We start from the raw sequence: 19,161 nt of genomic DNA, 5'->3' as shown, positions 1-19,161 counted from the left end.
GGAGAAGTTCCTCGTCTTAGCCAACTGTAGCAATTAATTATACACGGTGTTGCCAGCAGTTTTTATTCCGGAAATAGTTTTTTTATTTCTTTTGCTATTTTATCAACGTTTCCTTCTGAATTTCCGATAGAAATATATTTTATAATTCCATTTTGGTCAATTAAAAAGCTTTTAGGAATAGCTCCAGTTGCGTATTTATCCCAAATTTCTTTTGTTGGGTCAATACCTACATTAAAGTCAACTCCGTATTTTTTCATCTTTTCCATTTTTTGTTCGACTTTTTCTTTACTTTCTCCAATAGATATAGCTATTAAAATAAAATTGTCATCTTTAAACGGTTCAAGTATTTTTTCTGGAAATTCGACAAATTCCATTAAACAAGGTGCACACCAAGTCGCCCAATAATTTACAAGAACTACTTGGCCTTTTAAATCAGATAGATTAATTATTTCCCCATCAATCATTTGGACTTTAAATTCTTTTGCCGAGTCATTAATATTTAAATTTAATTCATCATTATGATTTTTTTCTTTAATCGCTTTTTTATTATCAGAAGATGGTTGATTTTGGAGTTCTGCTTTTTCTTTTTCGGTTAATAAATCTACTTTGATAATAAATTCCCTGTCTCCGATTTTGTCACCAAACTTTTTCGCAAGTTTATTTCGTTCGTCTTCTGTTACTCCTTTATTCATTGCTTTGATTAACCCCTGCTTTCCAAATTCCCCAAGTTTTTCTTGTGTTATAATCTCATTATTGACGATTATCACATATTCTGGTTTTTTTATATCTTTTTCTTGTGCAAATAGAGTGAATCCATAGAGGGCGAAGATTAAAATAATTAATTTTTTCATATGCATTTTTCTACTTTAAATTAGAGTTCGATTTTTTTTTTAATTGCTGGCAACGTTTATGTATAAGAATAGTTGCGGGAATTTCGTTTAGAATATTCCGATTAGTTAAAGATAGTAATTTGTAAAAGAAGTTCCTCTTCTTAACCAACTGTAGCAATTAATTATACCCGGTGTTATATGCTTTTATATATTCATTTCTCCTTCAAGTACTATCCTTGCGTTACTTCTAACCTCCAATTCTGTATTGCTTATTATATTTAGTTTTAGAAACCCTCCACGGTCCGATACTTGAAAGGCTGACATTTCTTTTTTATTTAGAATTTCACTCCAATACTTTGCTAAAACAGAATGAGATGCACCTGTTACTGGGTCTTCGTTAATTCCAATCCAAGGACAGAAACACCTTGAATAAAAGTCATAATCTATATCTTCTGATCTTGAGGTTATGACAACTTCTTTTATCGTTTCAGAACTCTCAATAACCTTTTGATAGTTTGGTTTTATATTCAATAGCGTTTGTTTGTCTTTGACTTCAATAATGAGCATATCTAAATCTTTAGAAAATCGTGTCGAAATGATGTTTTCTAAACCAAAGGCATCATTTAGTTTTTGATTAGGAATATATTCTGTTGTTTCATATAATGGAAATAACATTTTTATATATTCGCTTTCAATCTTAGCGTTTAATTGTAATCCTTTATAAGTGGTAAAGTCAACGGTCTGATTATTGAGCTTATCTAAAATTATTTTTGAGGCCGCTAAAGTGGCGTGACCACAAAAATCGACTTCCACTGTTGGAGTAAAATATCTTATTGTAAAATGGTTTTTTTTAGTTTTTAACAAAAAAGCCGTTTCTGATAAATTTAATTCAGTCGCAATTAACTGCATTATTTCAATATTAACAGACTCTTCTAATAAACATACTCCAGCAGGATTTCCTTTAAAAGGGATATTTGTAAAAGAGTCTACAATGAAAGTTTTGATTTTCATATTTATAATGATTTCTTTTGCAATTGCATATAACGTGTTCGTGTATGGTTAGTTGCATTGGCTAGAACTAAGTTAATAAAAGAAAACGAACCAGAGGAAAATCCGTAGGATTTTCCGAGTACACACAGAATAAGCAATTAACTATACACGTTGTTGTACAACGTTTTTTTCATCAACTCCAACTCATATCGATTAAAACTTTCCCCTCAGTGATTTCAACCTTTCCACCCATTGAATCAATTTCTCCAGGGTATATTTCATAGACTTTAGTATTACCTTTAATCTTTGGAATGTTATTCTTTAATCGTTTACTGTTTTTTATCCATTCATCTATTTTAGAGGAATCATCAAGTTCAAATTCAATAATGAATTGGCGAGTAAAAAGGCTTCCTTTTTTATCTATTTCTAAATTTTTGATTTCAGCTGGTAATTCATCTAAGCCTCCCCATTCGAGTGTAACTTGAATGACTTCTTCTTTTTCCCATGGTAAAACAGTTGTATTAGAAACATAAATATAGATAATCAATAAAGCAAAAACTCCGATTATTAATCCAATAATTATTTTTAGAATTCTCATGATTTAGTTTCAATGTTTTTTCGAATGTTGTACAACGGATTTGTGTATGATTTGTGCGACTTAGAATCCGCAGGATTTTCAGTTGTAGCAAATCAGTTGTTTAAATATATAAATTTAAATTGAAGTAGGATGCTAGCATTGATTATACACGGTGTTGTGTGTAGTTTTTTTTAATTCAGTCATATTCCGTTTTGTGGAATTCCAATAGTTTATCCGTAAAAAGGTTTATTTCTTTTTTCTCTTTTAACTTAAAATCCGCAAACATTATCAGTCCGAAAACTACAAATACAATCGGCAAAATCCAACTTCCTTTAATCATCGAAATTATTGAAATCAGAATTCCGAGTCCGAGTAAAACTTTCGCTAAAATATTCATCGGTGATTTAAAGTCAAATTTTAAACCATAATTTCCTGTATCATTCAAAATTCCGATTAGTCTGTGATTGTTTGGGAAACGATTCCGCGTTAATTCGAACTTTTCAGTTCCTACATAACCATTATAAAATCCGTTCACAATTAGCTTGTTCAGAATCTTTAAATTTTTATCACTTTTAGCTATCGTTTGTCTCATTTCTTAAATTACACACAACTAGTTATATCATAACCTATAGCCGTTTTCATCGGTTACTAGTCCTGGATATAACAGTAGCTGCCTGATGATTAATTTTTAATGTATTTTGCCATTTATAGCAAACGCCAAAACGAAAATAGTAAATTTACGCGATGTAATCTATTGGTATATTTACTCTTTTTTTAGCGTCCTGCCAACACACTACATTGCTTCCCAAGCAACGCCGAAATACCGGCAGCCAAACCACCAATTAATCCAGTCACAAGTATTAATACATAAGGATTGCCTCCTAAGTTTAAGAGTACAGAAATCTTTTTGGTGAGTGTAAAGTCATTGCCGTTACTGACCATAAAAGCATAGATGGCCCAAAATAAAAAGATGGCTAAAAAAGGCACAAAAAATACAGCCGCTTTTTTTAAACTAAAAAATAAGGCAGAGACAAATCCTGCAACCATTATAGACCACCAAGGTAAAAACTGAGATAGGATGACAGCGAGAATGATGGTGACAACGAAGTTTATACTGTTTTGCTTGCTCATATTATTTCGCTGGTGTTAAGGTTTGTGTAGACATCACGTTATCGGTTGCAGTAGCATTTTGCATGAATAGTAATTCATGGTAATTGCCAACCGCCCAATCGTCTATAAAATTATCATAGTACTTGCTGCCAGGATTTCCAGATTGGCCTCCTGGATAAATCCCTAAGGCTTTTGGAGGTGAGCTCATTTCGACAATCATTCGCCATGAAGGTCCGTGTGTTTCAGATGCAGCGTTGACAATATTGGCATCACCACCAATTGGCAAATCAAATCTTGAAAAGGCTGGCAACCCTGGGAGTAGGTGGCCAACACGAGTCGCTTTATAAGCTTGCCAATTGTAGTCTCCATTTTTTTCTTTCCATTCGATTAAGCCTTTAGCAGCTTCCTTAAATGCTAGTAGAAATAAATCTGTAGACGTTTCTTTTTCTGGTGTCTCCATAATATCCATAAACGGATCGTTAGGATGGTTCTTCAGTAAATAAATCGCTTGATAGGTGAAAGGTGTCGTCAAGGCTTCATCTTCACTATCAAATTCATCCCAAACCATTGGATATAATTTATGCCACCAAGCGCTCCAAATACTTGGGCCAATTTCATCAATGTCATTATTAAACTCCCAAGATTTAATTTGGTTGAAAATCTCTTGTTCTTCCGAAGTCAATGAAGACACATCCATTGTTTTAATCATATGTGGTACTATTTCCGCAGCTTTTAAATTGTAATTGTTATTGTGTAAGGCTTTAAAATCTTCAACACTAAACTTGTCTTTCGATCTAAAGAAATCATTAATCACACGATTACGATAGGTTTCATAACCATCATTAAAGACATAAAACGGATAGCTTTCATCAACGGGATGTTGGTTCGCCGAACTCACAAATCCACGTTCCGGATTCTTAACATGTGCATTAAATTCTTGCGGAATATAACTCTGCCAATCGTTTTCCGGATTTGTACCATCCATTAAAAATTTACCCTGACCTTTCCATTTATTCGGAAATAGACCTTGAACCCAAATTGCGATATCACCTTCCGTAGACGCAAATACAAAGTTTTGTGCAGGCGCTGTATATGTTTTCAAGGCATTGACATAATCGTCATAATTTTTAGATTTGTTCAAGGCTATAAATGGTCGTTGGTTATTTCCACCTGTATGACCAACCCATTTCATGGCATAACCGGCTTTTGCATTGTCACTCTTAAAGGTATGATCATAAGTTACTGGACCATGATGTGTATAAATCACAGAATCGATAACCGTTAGTGCGCCTTTCACTTTAATCGCTTCAACACGAACTATCGTATTTTTCCATGTGTTATCGTGTTTGTAAAGTGTTCTCGATTCGTCTTTAAATTCTATTTTGTACCAATCCAAAACATCACGAGTCGCATTGGTTTCTCCCCAAGCAATATGATTATTAAATCCTGAAATAACACCTAAAGCGCCTGGTAATGTGGCTCCCATAGTATTATGTTCTGGTGTGTTTAGTTGCATCACAAACCAAATAGAAGGTAAGTTTAATCCTAAATGCGGATCATTTGCCAAAATAGGATTCCCAGTCGTGGATTTAGCACCAGAAACTGCCCAGTTGTTACTGCCGTTATCTGGATGTGGTTTTTCGATGGTTTCTCTAATGGTGTCCAATGGTAATTCACTTTGAGGTGTTTCGGTTCTATCGACATCAATAAAACTCCAATCGGTATCCTTCGGAATTATTGGATCATTGACATCAAAGAAATCTGGAAAGAGTAAATCAAAACGATCTTTTCCGAATTTACGTAAGACATTTGTGTATTCTAAATCATCATCACCACCAGCAAGCATTTTAGTCATATACATGAGCAACAATGCTGTTTTTTTAATCGTCCAAGGTTCAGGTTTATAATCGAGTAATTTGTATTCTACAGGAATCATTTTATTATCTAAGGATGCGATATAGCTGTTTACACCATCACGATAAGCTTCAAGAAATTTTTTGGCTTCAGGATCATTTTGCATTTTCTCTATGGCTTTTTCTGCGCCATAAGCCATTCCGCGTCTGCGTTCGCGTCGGTCATAATCTATGGCAGATGCTCCAATGATTTCCGATAAACGTCCAGCTGCTGCATGCGTTTGAAATTCCATTTGCCACAAGCGGTGTTTTGCTGTGATATAGCCTTGGGCTTTATATAAATCAGTATCGTTTTGTGCAAAGATGTGCGGAATCAATTGTTCATCATAATGAACGGTGACAGGAGCAGAGAGTCCTTCAATAGAAATAGTACCATCGATGATTTCATCAGTATCATTTTGCCAAACACCTTTCACAGGATCTAGGAACTTTCCGATAGGTGGAATAGAACCCAATTTTGTATTAAGTGCATAGAAAACAGCTAAGGTGAGAACCAAAGTTATGATGAGTTTAAGGTATTTCATATGGTTGGAAATGTATTAAGGTAAGTATAGTACTAAACTATTTTGAAATTGTAATGGATTAACGCAGTACCAATTTCTTGATCACTTCCTTGCCCATAGATTCATTAAGCATATCGATAATTTTTTGCTTTCCGTAGCTTAATTCTTCACGAAGAACGCTAGAACTCAATCCGATGTACAAGACATCTCTATCCAATGTGACGTCTGTAGTATAATTATTCACACCATTTCCCATCATTTTCACCCAAGCTTCTCTAACGTCTACTTTGTCTAAGCCAGACTGTAGTTTGTTAGCCTCAACAAATTCTTTGAGGATATCACTTATTGGTAGATTTTCATTATGTCGTTTTGCCATTAGTCTAGATCAAGAGATTCATAACGTTTATAAATATACACATCTTTATTGGTATTATTAACAATAATCAGTTGTGTTTCGTTAGCGTTTAACACCGTTTCTTTCCAATTGGAATAAGGTGTTGTGTAATAGATGTTAAGGCTGTCGTTTTCTATTTTTATTCGGAAAGATTCTACGCTTTTTGAAGTTTCGTAAGTTCCCGAAAAATTGGGTTTTAGTTTTCTTCGGAAACCGGTTAAACTATCTGAAATTTCAATGAAATCAATGGTATCATTAAAGTTATAGTCTCTTTTTGTGCCATCACTTAGTGTGACTTTATCAATTTCCCAGTAGCCATCTAAATGCGGAATAAAGGTTTCCGGGTCTTCTGAACAGCTAACTATTGAAAGCGTAAGAAGTAGAAGTATTAATGTCCTCATAGCTTAAAAATTTTATAAGACTGATGAATTTGCTTCACTACATTTTCCGTTCGGTCGGCATGTGTATCGCTAATGAATAATTGTCCGAAATCTTCATTATCCACCAAACTAATAATTTGTGCTACGCGATTCTCATCCAGTTTGTCAAAAATATCATCGAGTAATAGGAGTGGAGTAACGCCACTTTGCTGTTTCATGAAATCGAATTGTGCCAGCTTCAATGCAATTAAAAAGGATTTCTGCTGACCTTGGCTTCCGAATTTTTTTATAGGATAGGTTTCAATCTGAAAATTGAGATCATCCTTATGAATTCCAACGCTTGTATAGTGTAAGGCCTTGTCTTTATTAACGTTTTTAGCCAGAAGTGATAGTAAATCACCATCAAACAAATCACTTTTATAAGTCAGATCAACTTCTTCCTGCTGATTACTAATCGCTTCATAACGCGATTTAAAAATAGGGATGAAGGTTTCCAAAAAAGCCTGACGTGTCTTAAAAATCTCTTTTGCGTAGGTGTCCAATTGCTCATTGTAGACTTCAAGTGTTTGTGCATTAAACGTATTATTTAGAGCGAAGTATTTTAATAAGGCATTTCGTTGTGATAAGATTTTATTGTATTTAATTAAATGATTTAAATACCCTTTATCACTTTGCGAAATCACAGAGTCTATAAATTTCCGACGTGTATCACTCCCTTCAATTATCAAATCGCGATCTGCCGGGGAAATAATCACCAAAGGAATAAGCCCGATATGATCACTAAATTTCTCATAGGCCTTTCCGTTGCGCTTAATCATTTTCTTTTGTCCGCGTTTTAAGGACACCACAATCTTTTCGGCTTTTTCGTTTTTATTGAAAATTCCGTCCACAACAAAAAAGTCTTCATCGTGCTTAATATTTTGAGTTGCAACCGGATTAAAATAGCTTTTTCCGAAGGATAAATGATAGATTGCATCTAGAGCATTGGTTTTTCCTACACCATTTGAACCGACAAAGCAGTTAATCTTAGCATCGAATTCAAAATCCTGACTTTCAAAATTCTTATAATTCACTAAGCTTAACGTGTTTAAAATCATAAATTTAACGGGGAATAATTGGATTTGGTTGTGTTTATTCTAACAGGAAGTAAAAATAACAAATAATTTACCTTTTAAATCCCAATAAAAATTTTATTTTTGCGGGCACAAATAGACAATTATGGCTACATATAAGAAAAGAGGATATAAACCAAAAGCAGTTAAAGGAAAGGGCGATGGTATAGATGGCTTAGGACAAGATTCTACAACAGCTGAAGTATTTAATACCTTAGACGAAGGCGCAAACAAAGCTGAAGACTTTGTGGCTAGAAATCAGAAAGGTATTTTTGTTATCATTGGTTTAGCTGCAGTAATCGTTCTTGGGTATTTAGGATATGACAAATTTATTGCTGAGCCTAAAGGTGAAGAAGCAATGAACGAAATGTACACTGCTCAAAAACATTTTGATGAAGCTGTTAATGCTGTATCAGGAAAAGATTCATTGTACACTTTGGCACTTGAAGGTAGTGGTGGAAAGTACGGTATGGTAGAAATCGTTAACGAATATGGTAGCACACCAGCAGGAAACTTAGCAAACTATTATGCTGGAATGGCATATTTAAATACAAAGGATTATACAAATGCTGTAAAGTATTTGGCTGATTTTAGTACTGATGATGCTGTTCTTGGACCACTTGCTAAAGGAGGAACTGGAGACGCGTTTGCTCAATTAGATCAATTACCAGATGCTTTAGAGGAATACGAAAAGGCAATTGCTGCCTCTTCTAATGGATATACAACACCTATGTACTTATTTAAAGCTGCAAATGTAGCTCAATCATTAGGTCAATTTGATAAAGCTTTAGGCTACTTCAAACGTATCAAGTCTGAATTTTCAGATTCTGATCAAGCTAAAAATATAGATTCATTTATAGGAAGAGCAGAAGCGAGTAAATAATTAATTTAAGAATTATGGCAACTGCAAATCATAATTTATCTAACTACGATAAAAACACAATCCCAAACGCGAAGGACTTTCGGTTTGGGATTGTTGTTTCAGAATGGAATGGTACCATAACCGACGGATTGTATCAAGGTGCTTATGATGCTTTGATTGATTGTGGTGCATTAGCTGAAAACATTGTTAAATGGGATGTTCCTGGAAGCTTCGAATTGATCTACGGAAGCAAAAAAATGCTTGAGCAAAATGTTCATGCCATTATTGCAATTGGTTCCGTGATTCAAGGGGAAACCAAACATTTCGATTTTGTTTGTGAGGGTGTCACCCATGGTATCAAAGAACTTAATTTGACATCAGACACACCAGTTATTTTTTGTGTCCTTACCGATAATACGATGCAACAATCTATCGATCGCTCTGGCGGAAAGCATGGGAACAAAGGGACAGAAGCTGCTATTGCTGCTATAAAAATGGCTGACTTACGCAGAAAGGCTTAGTCTAAGTTACAAGCCTCAAGGATTAGTTTTTTCTAAACATCATAAATTTCAAAGTTTAATATTTCCGAAGAAAGCGTTATTTGTTAACAATTTTTAGGAGATGAAAGGCTTGATTTCCTTGTAAATTCTGTACTTTTGAAATACTAAGACTAGTGACCTTTTGAGTTTATTTCAACAAAGAAAACCTAAACGCTTTAATCATATTCCCAGACGTCTTAGAACGTCAAAAGATGAAGACGATCTTAAAACACAATGGGAATCTGTTAGAGGACAAGGTAAACATATAGGAAAACGTACCATTTCATTGCCAATACTTTTGGCGATATTAGGTATGATAATTGCAATATGGTTTATTTTAACTCACTACGAAACATCATAGCATTATGGGAATTTTAAGTACAAGAAAAAACAAAAAGTATAATTACCAACCTCGTTATTACAAAGGTGAAGGTAATCCATATGAACTTAAACATAAGTTTGATGACTTCAGAGTTACTGTAGGAAGTAACAAAGGCATGAAAAGCAAACTCAATAATGCTGTTGACGACTATAAATATAATGCAGATAAAACTGGTGCCAACCGTCGTATAATGATTATAATAGCGGCTTTAATTCTAGTCTTTTTGTTTATTATTGATTTCGATTTATCCATATTCTCCTTTCAACGCTAATGGCAGACATTATTCAATTGTTACCAGATCATGTTGCGAATCAAATTGCAGCAGGTGAAGTTGTACAACGACCAGCTTCGGTTGTAAAAGAATTACTTGAAAATTCTATCGATGCAGGTGCAGATGTTATAAAACTCATTATAAAAGATGCTGGCAAAACCTTAATTCAGATTATTGATAACGGCAAAGGGATGAGCACTACAGATGCTCGGCTGAGTTTTGAGCGCCATGCGACTTCAAAAATACGTTCTGCGGAAGATTTGTTTAGTCTCAACACAAAAGGGTTTCGTGGTGAAGCTCTAGCAAGTATAGCTGCTATTGCTCATGTTGAAATGAAAACAAAACAGGAGCAAGACGAACTAGGGACACTTTTAGAAATTGAAGGTAGCGGTATCAAAAATCAAGACGTGACTGTCACTCCAAAAGGCACATCTATTGCCGTCAAACACTTATTTTTTAATATTCCAGCACGACGTAATTTTTTAAAATCGAATAACGTCGAGCTCAGACATATCATAGACGAATTTCATCGCGTTGCTTTGGCACATCCAGATATTGCTTTTGTGATGTTTCATAACGGAAGTGAAAATTTTAACCTTCCTGTGAGTAACTATAGACAGCGTATCGTCAATATTTTTGGTGGAAAAACAAATGAGAAACTAGTTCCTGTAGAGGAAGAAACCGAAGTTTTAAAAATTTCAGGATTTGTAGGCAAACCAGAATTTGCCAAACGTACCAAGAGTGAACAGTTTTTCTTTGTCAATAACCGATTTATAAAAAGTCCGTATCTCAATCACGCAATAAATTCGGCTTACGAAGGCTTGATTAAAGATGGCAGTCATCCAAATTATTTTTTGAATCTTACTGTTGATCCAAAAACGATAGATATCAATATTCATCCTACAAAAACGGAAATAAAATTTGATGATGAACATACCTTATATGCGATTTTACGATCGTCTGTAAAGCATAGTTTGGGTCAGTTTAATATTGCGCCTGTTTTGGATTTTAATCGCGATAATAATCTCGATACGCCATACGACTATAAAGATAAAAATGCGTCGACACCTCGTGTAGAAGTGGACCAATCATTTAATCCGTTCCAAGAAGAAAGGGCAAGAGCAAAATCTGGCTTTTCTGCGTCGTCTTATAAAAAAGAGCCAGCAGCTCAATGGGAAAGTTTATATGTTGGATTAGAATCTAAAGGCACAAAAACTGAAAGTGATTTTAGTGAGGTTGAATTTGAAAGTAATCCAGAAAACAAATCTTTATTTACAGAAGGAAAGCAGGTAGAGACGGGTCAGGCTACATATCAGCTACATAATAAATATATCATTAGTACGATAAAATCTGGGATGATAATTCTAGATCAGCATCGAGCACATCAGCGTGTCTTATATGAAGGGTTCCTAAAACACCTAACGGTTAAAGAAGCTGTGAGTCAGCAATTACTCTTTCCGTTGACATTAGAGTTTTCTTCTACAGAAATGGAACACCTTAAGAGCTTAAAAGATGATTTAGAACGTACTGGATTTGTGTTTTCATTGTTTAAAGACGATAGCATAGAAATTACAGGCGTACCAATTAACGTTCCTGAAAGTGAAGTGTCTATCATTTTGGAGCAATTGATAAGTGATGTAGAACAAGAAGTCCCTGACAGTAATTTTAGTGCCACAGATTTATTAGCCAAATCCATGTCAAAGAGTTTAGCTATAAAAACTGGGCAATCACTTGCACAACAAGAACAAGAACATTTGGTGAATAGTTTGTTTGCATGCAAGGAACCATCGGTTTCACCTACTAATAGAGTCACATTTATCACAATGAGTGTTGATGACTTTGATAAAAAATTCATGTAATTTATGATAAGAGGAATAACAGATACTGTAAAGCATTTATTAATCATTAATGTGATTATGTTTATTGGGAGGATGACTCTGGGAGACGGAACATTATTCATGCAATGGTTAGCACTATACTTTCCTGAAAATGCTTTGTTTCAACCTTGGCAGATTTTCACACATATGTTCATGCATGCAGATTTGATGCATATTGGATTTAATATGTTTGCGCTTTGGATGTTTGGTACAGCAGTTGAAACACAATTAGGCGCTAAGAAGTTTATATTTATATATATATCCGCAGGTTTAGGAGCTGTATTATTTCAGTTAGCCTATTATTATTTTAATTACATACCTGCCTATACAGAGTTAATAGCCTCAGGATTGTCAGAGGCTCAGTTGGTCGAAATGTTTACGACCAATAGACCAGTCGCAGGCATGTCTAGCTCACAATTTAGCTTAACACAAGGTGCTTTTGGAATTTATAATGCGAGTATGGTTGGAGCTTCAGGATGTATAATGGGTATAATGGCTGCTTTTGGCATGATGAATCCAGAAGCCAAGTTGATGATGATTTTTCTGCCGATACCTATAAAGGCAAAGTATTTTATTCCTGGAATTATTATACTTGATATCATATCTGCCATATCTGGTCAATCATTTTTTAGTCCGAATAATACAGCATATATGGCGCACGTTGGAGGAGCAATTACTGGTGCTTTAATTATGTGGTATTGGAGGAAAAATCAATTTAATAAAAACCGTTGGGATCGATGACCTCACTACAATACGACTTTAAAGACAAAATTAAAAACTTAAATGTTTTTGAAAAGATCATGGCGATTAATGTGTTGATCTTTTTCATTGGTTGGTTAATACAAGTTACTCAAGGAATTCCTAGAGAATTCACGTTAACATGGTTAGAATTACCAAGCGATTTTTTTGATTTTATAATAAAACCTTGGACTATCATCACTTATGGGTTTACACATTATGGATTTCTTCACTTATTATTTAATATGATAGTGCTTTACTTTGTATCGAGAACTATGGTGAATTTGTTTCCTACAAGGCAATCTTTAAATATTTTTTTCTTAGGTATTATTGCTGGAGCTCTAGCTTTTTTAACTGTATATAATGTGTTACCAGAAAGCTATACATCAAAAGTTGGTTCTTTGGTTGGCGCATCTGCCGGTGTTAATGCGCTTTTAATTTTTATTTGTGCTTACATGCCTTATCGTGACACACAATTTTTCTCTATTAAAATTAAATTATGGCATATTGGAATGGCCATAGTCATTTTTGATGTCATTGGACTATTTGGTACAAATCAAGGTGGTAATGTGGCACATCTTGGTGGAAGTTTGTTAGGCTATTTCTATGCTACACAACTTTTAAAAGGTAAGGATATAGGTGAAGGGTTTGGAAAGCTAATGGATAGTATTGCCAACTTGTTTAAGCCTAAATCAACACTAAAAACGGTACACAAAAGTAAAAAGAAAAAGATGGCTGGTCATAATAAAGGCGAGTTTACTGAGTTTAATCAACAAAAGAAAGTTGATTTAATCTTAGATAAAATCAGTAAAAGTGGCTACGAAAGTTTAACCAAAGAAGAAAAAGCATTTTTATTTAGAGCAGGTAAAGATTAATCAATATGCGAAAACTTAGAGGATTCGAGAAGCTTGTTTTTGTGATCAATTCGTTGATGGCATTTGCGCTACTCTTATCTTATCTTTTACCATATTTGGAACCTAAAAAATTCGCTTTTCTTTCGGTAATAAGTCTAGCAGTTCCGTTTTTGATTATCATTAATATTTTGTTTGTTATCTATTGGTTGCTTAAAGTAAAAAAGCAGTTATTAGTATCGCTCGTCGTTTTGGTAATCGGCTATAGCTATGTGTTTTCATTGTATAAATTCTCATCTTCTAAAAATATAGACGACAGTAAAAATATTTCTGTCATGAATTATAATGTGAGACTTTTTAATGCTTTTGATTGGATTGATGATCCTAATTTAAAGCAGAAGGTTTCTAGTTTTATTTCTGAAAAAAAGCCTGATATTCTATGTATGCAAGAATATAGACCAGATGAGGCTATTAAGCTTAAAGGGTATTTTAAATTTGAAGAACTTTCGGGTGATAAAGTAAAGAATGGTCAAGCTATTTATACCAAATACCCGATTATAAATTCTGGATCCATAGAATTTCCGAAGACATCAAACAATGCGATATTTGCTGATGTCGTAAAGGGAAGTGATACCATACGAATTTATAATGTGCATTTGCAATCTTCTGGAATTGATCCAACGGTTGAAAAATTATCAAAGGAAAACTCCGAAAACTTATTTAATCGTGTGAGTTCTACTTTTAAAATGCAACAATCACAAACCGAATTGTTTTTAAAGCACAAAAGCCAATCTCCATATCAAATGATTATCTGTGGCGATTTTAATAATACGGCATATTCATACGTTTATAAGGAAATTAAAGGCGATTTAAGAGATGCATTCAATCAAGCTGGTAATGGTTTTGGACGGACATTTGATTTTAAGTTTTTTCCTGTGCGAATCGATTTTGTCCTAGTAGATAAGGGTTTTGATATTAATGCGTTTAAAACGTTTGATGTCAAATATTCTGATCATTATCCTGTAATGGCAAAGGTGAAACTGAAGTAGTTCTACATCATCCAACAATCGACTTGGTCTGCAATCATGTGAATGATTAGCCCTAAGCCTATAACTCTGGTTTTTTTTGGAAGACATAACAATACATAAACACCAATAGCATAGTAGGAGTGTAGTGGATGAAAATTGATACTACATCGTGTGGGATCAAAAAGGGGATTCGCCAGTAAATGATCTAGATCGATTATGATTGCTAAAGCCATAATGATATAAGCTAATTTCCATGTTTTTTTAAAAAATAATACTGCAATAAGTAATGGCAAAAAAATATGTATGCCGTAATGAAGGATGGGTTGTAACATTACAACTTTAAAGTTTGGGCTGATAAGTATAATTCTGTGTTTGGACCTTCATTGAAGAGTAAATCGAGAATACTTAGATTTGATAGAAATCCGTGTTTCTCATCAAAAACCTGAGCGTATGGTTTGAAGTTTTGCTGAATCTCTTTTCTGCTGTTGGCTAATCCTCTGGCATCTAATAAACCAGTTGTATCTAAGTCAAAGTGTTCCGTTTTAGAAAATGAAAATGGTAACTGAAGACAATCAAAAACCACCTCGATACACTTAAAATTGAAATCCATAATCGTGTTCGTTTCCATCTCAAATAATGGCAATAAATCATCAATATAGAATTCAAAAAAAGGGGATGTACGATACGCCGACTCTAAAGATTTCAGGTGTTGTGTTTGCCAGTTTTCAGTATTAAAAATTTCAACATACTGATAAGCTTGTCTGTTTTTTTGGGAATAGAGTACTGGAACATTTAAGTCCAATTTCCCGTTGGCTCCTAAAATAGAACTGCGATTTCTATAGGTTTGCTTTTGATAATTATCACACACTTCAAATACAATCTCTTTTGCTTGAACCATAGCCACAAAATGTGCTACGTTAGGAAAATAAACAGGATGTATTAATACGTCCATTACATATATATAAATGCTGTTAAGCTTTATTTTTATTTTTTCTCCATTTGTTGAATCCAAACCAAGCTCCTAATAATACTAAGAACGGAATAAGGTAAGAAGTGCGTTGTCCATTACCACCAACGGTTGTAAACCAACGATCCCAACGCGGATTTTTAATGCCGTCCCAACTCATCCAAATAAAGACAGGTTTTCCAACAACATGATCAAAAGGCACATAACCCCAAGCACGAGCGTCAATAGAATTATTTCGGTTATCTCCCATCATCCAATAGTAATCTTGGTTAAATGTATAAGATGTAGCCGGTTCTCCTTCAATTAAAATTTGATTACCTCTTGTGGTTACTTTTTTGTTTTCATATTCTGAAATCAAACGTTTATATAAAGGCAATACTTCTATATTGAGTGCGATTGTCGCTCCTTTCTTCGGAATATAAATTGGTCCGAAGTTATCATAGTTCCATGGAAATTGAGGTGCTCTTGGAAATAAATTTCTATCTGTGTCTTTTGGAGTGATTATTCTCTCAACACTTGCAATATTTGGATGACTCCTTGCTTTTTGAGCAGCATCTACTGTGGCATGAAATGCTATTGTATTATTAGATGACGGATAGACATCAGTTATATCATAACGTGTTTTTAAAGCATTAATTAATTGATTACCTGTATAACTACCTTTTAAAGTAACGGCATAAACAAATTGAAGTTTCGCACGATCAGGGAGCTCATTCTTTTTTCCATTGATATACACATAACCATCCCTAACTTCCAAAGAATCACCAGGAATTCCAACGCAACGCTTTACTAAATTAGTTTTCTTGTCTATTGGTTTATAATAATTTCTATCGGGAGTAAAAACATTCATATCCAACAACGTATCTGCTGGCTGGTTGAATACCACAATTTCATTACGTTCAATACTTTCAAAACCTGGAATCCTCATATAAGGCAATTGCAGTTTGTTGAGTAATGATGTATTGCGATTTTCAAAATCATCGTTGAATACGTAGGATTTTATTTTTGCAAGAGGAATTGTATCATGCACCATTGGTGTTGCTACAGTAGTCATTGGTACTCTTGCACCATAATGAAACTTGCTTACAAACAAAAAGTCACCAACCAATAAGGATTTTTCTAAAGAAGAACTCGGAATTGTAAATGGTTGCATGAAATAGGTATGCACAACAGTAGCTGCAACAATGGCAAACAAAATAGAGCTTGTCCAATCTCCAGAACTTGATTTCGGATGAATATTTCTGTTTTCAATATATGTAACATCGGCAACATAATTGAGATAAAAGTTATAAAAACCTAATGTTACAACAGTTAAAAAGGTATCTAAATATTGGTTCTTTCCAAAGCTTCTTGCTGTTTCTACCCAGACTACAGGTAGCATAATCAAGTTAACAATAGGTACAAATAATAAAATCGTCCACCACCAAGGGCGATTAATAATTTTCATTAGGATCACTGCATTGTATACAGGAACAAAGGCTTCCCATGCTTGGCGCCCAGCTTTAACGTATAATTTCCATGTTCCTAGTCCGTGAATAACTTGGATAACAAGAATAAAAATTAACCACTGTGTAATTGTCATATCTATATTTTGATTTCTTAGTGAGTTGAAAAGTATTTAAAAACGTTTCATCAAACAGGCATATTAACTAATATTTAGGACGTCTTTCATAGTGAAAACCCCTTTTTTATCATGAACATATTCTGCAGCTATAACAGCACCTATAGCAAACCCTTGTCTGCTATGCGCAATGTGTTTAATTTGAATGCTATCGACTTCAGAATCGTAATTGATTTCATGAGTTCCAGGAACGTTTTCAATACGTTTTGCTAAAATACCAATCTCATTTTGTTTTGGCGAATCTAATGTCCAATTTTTATAATTGGTCTGATCAATAATTCCCTCGGCAAGTGTAATTGCTGTTCCGCTTGGAGCATCTAATTTTTGCGTGTGATGAATTTCTTCAATAGATGTATTGTACTGCGGAAGTTTAGCCAACAATTTGGCTAAGGTTTTGTTGAGCTCAAAAAAGATATTGACACCTAAGCTAAAATTTGAAGCGTATAAAAAAGTGCCGTTTTTAGTTTTACAAAGTTGGGTTATCTTATCGTAATCATCTAGCCAGCCTGTGGTTCCCGAAATTACGGGAATTCCAGAATTTATGCATTTTGAAATATTAGCTACAGCAGATGATGGCAGACTAAAGTCTATCGCGACATCAATAGTATCGAGGGTATAATTTTCCGAAGAACTAGATACTTTTAATAGAATATTGTGACCACGTTCTATAGCAATTGTTTCTATTGCTTTTCCCATTTTTCCGTAGCCTAAAAGTGCAATATTCATAGCTTAGAATTTAAAATTCAAGGTAAAACCCAAATTTGTGTTATTTTCCATCTGGTTATACTTAAAATGTGGTCGTAATGATAAATCTTCATCCACATTAAACTGAAGTAAATGTGCATCTACGTTTGCATCTACAATGTTTAAAGCGTACATACCAATGGCAATTAATAGCGCTAATTCCTTATTACGCCTCAATTGTTGCTGCGCTCTTATGAGTCCGTCATTTGATACATTCGGAAATGGATCACCAATAGAACCTTGGGGGAAACCTGAAAGTCGTCTTTTGAAAGCATCGCGATATAAATCAAGATCTTTATCGTTTTTTACAAACAGATATACAGGAATTCCAATAGCTGCGTATACAAGTGGAATTTTCCAATACCTTTTATTGTAAGCTTGTCCCAAACCAGGAAGCACAGCAGAGTAGAAGGCCGCTTTTGAAGGCGCCAAAACATTTAGGGGTTTTCTTTTAGTTTTTACAGAATCTATAACCACAATCAAATCAGTCTCGACTGCTTTTGAAGTTTTCTCATCTTGCGAGTACGTGAAGCAAGTGAAAAAAAGAGTAATGAATAAACTATATGCTAATTTATTTGGCACGCTGAACAAGTTTTTTAATACGGTTGAAATCTTCTTCGGAATGAAACGGAATTGTGATTTGACCCTTTCCATTCTTTGACACTTTAACGGCTATTTTATGACCAAAGTATTCTGAAAATTCTTTTATGCCTTTTTTAACAAATCTAGGTAGCTCCTTGGATTCAGAAGGTTCCTTCGCTGATGGATTGTTATAACTCTTCACTAAACTTTCAGTAGCTCTAACAGATAATTTTTCTGAAATAATGCTCTCATAAATATCCAACTGAACATTTTGATCTTCAATATTGATGATGGCACGACCATGACCCATAGAAATAAAGCCATCTCTCATTCCTGTTTGAATGATTGGGTCTAATTTGAGTAAACGCAAATAGTTTGCAATTGTGGATCGCTTTTTGCCAACACGCTCACTCATTTGTTCTTGAGTTAATGAAATCTCATCAATTAATCGTTGGTAGGAGAGCGCAATCTCAATAGGATCTAAATCCTGACGTTGAATATTTTCAACCAAAGCCATTTCAAGAGACTCTTGGTCGTTAGCAATTCTTATATAGGCAGGAATCGTTTTTAAACCTATTAATTTTGAAGCTCTAAAACGACGCTCACCAGATACCAATTGGAATTTATTGAACTCTAGTTTACGGACAGTGATTGGTTGAATAACACCTAGTTCCTTAATTGATGAGGCCAACTCACGTAAGGTTTCTTCATTGAAATTGGTACGTGGTTGAAATGGATTGATTTCAATGACATCAATATTCAATTCTACAATGTTACCAATAATCGTGTCTGCATGTTTGTCTTTTGCAGATTGTATATCATTAGACGGGTCTTTTAACAATGCTGATAACCCTCTACCAAGTGCTTGTTTTTTTGTTGCCTTCGCCATC

The 19,161-nt window shown here is 34.3% G+C and carries 23 protein-coding genes; 8 read left to right on the top strand and 15 right to left on the bottom strand.

Annotated features, from left to right (window positions below; all coding sequences use genetic code 11):
* Positions 1–62: 62 nt before the first annotated feature.
* From V7719_RS16900 to recF, 9 genes are all read right to left on the bottom strand, one after another.
* The gene (locus V7719_RS16900; RefSeq protein ID WP_335731126.1) at positions 63–851 is read right to left on the bottom strand and encodes a TlpA family protein disulfide reductase; all 789 of its coding nucleotides are present in this window, start codon (positions 849–851) and stop codon (positions 63–65) included.
* A 183-nt stretch (positions 852–1,034) separates the two neighbouring features.
* Positions 1,035–1,841 carry a PhzF family phenazine biosynthesis protein gene (locus V7719_RS16895; RefSeq protein WP_335731125.1) on the bottom strand — a complete coding sequence of 269 codons (807 nt, stop codon included), beginning with the start codon at positions 1,839–1,841 and terminating at the stop codon, positions 1,035–1,037.
* Positions 1,842–2,013: 172 nt separating this feature from the next.
* On the bottom strand, positions 2,014–2,418 hold the full coding sequence (locus V7719_RS16890) for a hypothetical protein (protein WP_335731124.1): 405 nt from the start codon (positions 2,416–2,418) through the stop codon (positions 2,014–2,016).
* 175 nt (positions 2,419–2,593) lie between these two features.
* Positions 2,594–2,989, bottom strand: coding sequence for a hypothetical protein (locus V7719_RS16885; RefSeq protein ID WP_335731123.1), 396 nt, complete (start codon positions 2,987–2,989; stop codon positions 2,594–2,596).
* Positions 2,990–3,171: 182 nt separating this feature from the next.
* The gene (locus V7719_RS16880) at positions 3,172–3,528 is read right to left on the bottom strand and encodes a hypothetical protein (protein ID WP_335731122.1); all 357 of its coding nucleotides are present in this window, start codon (positions 3,526–3,528) and stop codon (positions 3,172–3,174) included.
* A gap of 1 nt (position 3,529) precedes the next feature.
* Entirely contained in the window at positions 3,530–5,944 is a 2,415-nt protein-coding gene (locus V7719_RS16875) for a penicillin acylase family protein (RefSeq protein ID WP_335731121.1), read from the bottom strand.
* A 58-nt stretch (positions 5,945–6,002) separates the two neighbouring features.
* Entirely contained in the window at positions 6,003–6,299 is a 297-nt protein-coding gene (locus V7719_RS16870) for a DUF721 domain-containing protein (protein ID WP_335731120.1), read from the bottom strand.
* Entirely contained in the window at positions 6,299–6,718 is a 420-nt protein-coding gene (locus V7719_RS16865) for a hypothetical protein (protein WP_335731119.1), read from the bottom strand. Before V7719_RS16865 ends, V7719_RS16870 begins: the two co-directional genes overlap by 1 nt.
* Entirely contained in the window at positions 6,715–7,794 is a 1,080-nt protein-coding gene (gene recF, locus V7719_RS16860; protein ID WP_335731118.1) for a DNA replication/repair protein RecF, read from the bottom strand. Before recF ends, V7719_RS16865 begins: the two co-directional genes overlap by 4 nt.
* A 121-nt stretch (positions 7,795–7,915) precedes the next feature.
* On the opposite strand from recF, the gene V7719_RS16855 reads away from it, so the two are divergent.
* The 8 genes from V7719_RS16855 (at position 7,916) to V7719_RS16820 (ending at position 14,378) form a co-directional block, all read left to right on the top strand.
* Positions 7,916–8,692, top strand: coding sequence for a tetratricopeptide repeat protein (locus V7719_RS16855; RefSeq protein WP_335731117.1), 777 nt, complete (start codon positions 7,916–7,918; stop codon positions 8,690–8,692).
* Between the two features lie 14 nt (positions 8,693–8,706).
* Complete coding sequence (gene ribH, locus V7719_RS16850) at positions 8,707–9,192, top strand: 6,7-dimethyl-8-ribityllumazine synthase (RefSeq protein WP_335731116.1); 486 nt, start codon at positions 8,707–8,709, stop codon at positions 9,190–9,192.
* A 160-nt stretch (positions 9,193–9,352) separates the two neighbouring features.
* Positions 9,353–9,571, top strand: a complete 219-nt coding sequence (locus tag V7719_RS16845) for a hypothetical protein (RefSeq protein ID WP_335731115.1) — start codon at positions 9,353–9,355, stop codon at positions 9,569–9,571.
* 4 nt (positions 9,572–9,575) lie between these two features.
* A complete protein-coding gene (locus tag V7719_RS16840) occupies positions 9,576–9,863 on the top strand; it encodes a riboflavin synthase subunit beta (RefSeq protein WP_335731114.1) in 288 nt (95 codons plus the stop codon).
* A complete protein-coding gene (gene mutL, locus V7719_RS16835; protein WP_335731113.1) occupies positions 9,863–11,722 on the top strand; it encodes a DNA mismatch repair endonuclease MutL in 1,860 nt (619 codons plus the stop codon). Before V7719_RS16840 ends, mutL begins: the two co-directional genes overlap by 1 nt.
* A 3-nt stretch (positions 11,723–11,725) precedes the next feature.
* Positions 11,726–12,481 carry a rhomboid family intramembrane serine protease gene (locus V7719_RS16830; protein WP_335731112.1) on the top strand — a complete coding sequence of 252 codons (756 nt, stop codon included), beginning with the start codon at positions 11,726–11,728 and terminating at the stop codon, positions 12,479–12,481.
* On the top strand, positions 12,478–13,353 hold the full coding sequence (locus tag V7719_RS16825) for a rhomboid family intramembrane serine protease (RefSeq protein WP_335731111.1): 876 nt from the start codon (positions 12,478–12,480) through the stop codon (positions 13,351–13,353). The genes V7719_RS16830 and V7719_RS16825 overlap by 4 nt, the downstream gene beginning before the upstream one ends.
* Before the next feature lie 5 nt (positions 13,354–13,358).
* Positions 13,359–14,378, top strand: coding sequence for an endonuclease/exonuclease/phosphatase family protein (locus V7719_RS16820; protein WP_335731110.1), 1,020 nt, complete (start codon positions 13,359–13,361; stop codon positions 14,376–14,378).
* A gap of 2 nt (positions 14,379–14,380) precedes the next feature.
* Here the strand turns inward: V7719_RS16820 and V7719_RS16815 are convergent, their stop codons facing one another.
* The 6 genes from V7719_RS16815 to V7719_RS16790 all read right to left on the bottom strand — a co-directional run bounded on the left by V7719_RS16815 (position 14,381) and on the right by V7719_RS16790 (position 19,160).
* On the bottom strand, positions 14,381–14,689 hold the full coding sequence (locus V7719_RS16815; protein WP_335731109.1) for a DUF6122 family protein: 309 nt from the start codon (positions 14,687–14,689) through the stop codon (positions 14,381–14,383).
* Complete coding sequence (locus V7719_RS16810) at positions 14,689–15,309, bottom strand: WbqC family protein (RefSeq protein WP_335731108.1); 621 nt, start codon at positions 15,307–15,309, stop codon at positions 14,689–14,691. Before V7719_RS16810 ends, V7719_RS16815 begins: the two co-directional genes overlap by 1 nt.
* 19 nt (positions 15,310–15,328) lie before the next feature.
* The gene (lepB, locus tag V7719_RS16805; RefSeq protein ID WP_335731107.1) at positions 15,329–16,906 is read right to left on the bottom strand and encodes a signal peptidase I; all 1,578 of its coding nucleotides are present in this window, start codon (positions 16,904–16,906) and stop codon (positions 15,329–15,331) included.
* A 63-nt stretch (positions 16,907–16,969) separates the two neighbouring features.
* Positions 16,970–17,671, bottom strand: a complete 702-nt coding sequence (gene dapB, locus V7719_RS16800) for a 4-hydroxy-tetrahydrodipicolinate reductase (protein ID WP_335731106.1) — start codon at positions 17,669–17,671, stop codon at positions 16,970–16,972.
* Positions 17,672–17,674: 3 nt separating this feature from the next.
* The gene (locus V7719_RS16795) at positions 17,675–18,271 is read right to left on the bottom strand and encodes a DUF5683 domain-containing protein (protein ID WP_335731105.1); all 597 of its coding nucleotides are present in this window, start codon (positions 18,269–18,271) and stop codon (positions 17,675–17,677) included.
* A complete protein-coding gene (locus tag V7719_RS16790; protein ID WP_335731128.1) occupies positions 18,261–19,160 on the bottom strand; it encodes a ParB/RepB/Spo0J family partition protein in 900 nt (299 codons plus the stop codon). Before V7719_RS16790 ends, V7719_RS16795 begins: the two co-directional genes overlap by 11 nt.
* Position 19,161 lies beyond the last annotated feature (1 nt).

The organism is Psychroserpens sp., assembly GCF_036960315.1.
Classification (GTDB): Bacteria; Bacteroidota; Bacteroidia; order Flavobacteriales; family Flavobacteriaceae; genus Psychroserpens.
This window is presented reverse-complemented; position numbering and strand designations above follow the sequence as displayed.

Bases quoted from the DNA above. Each gene is read 5' to 3' on its own strand.
- V7719_RS16900 (WP_335731126.1), bottom strand. From the start codon at position 851: ATGAAAAAATTAATTATTTTAATCTTCGCCCTCTATGGATTCACTCTA.
- V7719_RS16895 (WP_335731125.1), bottom strand. From the start codon at position 1,841: ATGAAAATCAAAACTTTCATTGTAGACTCTTTTACAAATATCCCTTTT.
- V7719_RS16890 (WP_335731124.1), bottom strand. From the start codon at position 2,418: ATGAGAATTCTAAAAATAATTATTGGATTAATAATCGGAGTTTTTGCT.
- V7719_RS16885 (WP_335731123.1), bottom strand. From the start codon at position 2,989: ATGAGACAAACGATAGCTAAAAGTGATAAAAATTTAAAGATTCTGAAC.
- V7719_RS16880 (WP_335731122.1), bottom strand. From the start codon at position 3,528: ATGAGCAAGCAAAACAGTATAAACTTCGTTGTCACCATCATTCTCGCT.
- V7719_RS16875 (WP_335731121.1), bottom strand. From the start codon at position 5,944: ATGAAATACCTTAAACTCATCATAACTTTGGTTCTCACCTTAGCTGTT.
- V7719_RS16870 (WP_335731120.1), bottom strand. From the start codon at position 6,299: ATGGCAAAACGACATAATGAAAATCTACCAATAAGTGATATCCTCAAA.
- V7719_RS16865 (WP_335731119.1), bottom strand. From the start codon at position 6,718: ATGAGGACATTAATACTTCTACTTCTTACGCTTTCAATAGTTAGCTGT.
- recF (WP_335731118.1), bottom strand. From the start codon at position 7,794: ATGATTTTAAACACGTTAAGCTTAGTGAATTATAAGAATTTTGAAAGT.
- V7719_RS16855 (WP_335731117.1), top strand. From the start codon at position 7,916: ATGGCTACATATAAGAAAAGAGGATATAAACCAAAAGCAGTTAAAGGA.
- ribH (WP_335731116.1), top strand. From the start codon at position 8,707: ATGGCAACTGCAAATCATAATTTATCTAACTACGATAAAAACACAATC.
- V7719_RS16840 (WP_335731114.1), top strand. From the start codon at position 9,576: ATGGGAATTTTAAGTACAAGAAAAAACAAAAAGTATAATTACCAACCT.
- mutL (WP_335731113.1), top strand. From the start codon at position 9,863: ATGGCAGACATTATTCAATTGTTACCAGATCATGTTGCGAATCAAATT.
- V7719_RS16830 (WP_335731112.1), top strand. From the start codon at position 11,726: ATGATAAGAGGAATAACAGATACTGTAAAGCATTTATTAATCATTAAT.
- V7719_RS16825 (WP_335731111.1), top strand. From the start codon at position 12,478: ATGACCTCACTACAATACGACTTTAAAGACAAAATTAAAAACTTAAAT.
- V7719_RS16820 (WP_335731110.1), top strand. From the start codon at position 13,359: ATGCGAAAACTTAGAGGATTCGAGAAGCTTGTTTTTGTGATCAATTCG.
- V7719_RS16815 (WP_335731109.1), bottom strand. From the start codon at position 14,689: ATGTTACAACCCATCCTTCATTACGGCATACATATTTTTTTGCCATTA.
- V7719_RS16810 (WP_335731108.1), bottom strand. From the start codon at position 15,309: ATGGACGTATTAATACATCCTGTTTATTTTCCTAACGTAGCACATTTT.
- lepB (WP_335731107.1), bottom strand. From the start codon at position 16,906: ATGACAATTACACAGTGGTTAATTTTTATTCTTGTTATCCAAGTTATT.
- dapB (WP_335731106.1), bottom strand. From the start codon at position 17,671: ATGAATATTGCACTTTTAGGCTACGGAAAAATGGGAAAAGCAATAGAA.
- V7719_RS16790 (WP_335731128.1), bottom strand. From the start codon at position 19,160: ATGGCGAAGGCAACAAAAAAACAAGCACTTGGTAGAGGGTTATCAGCA.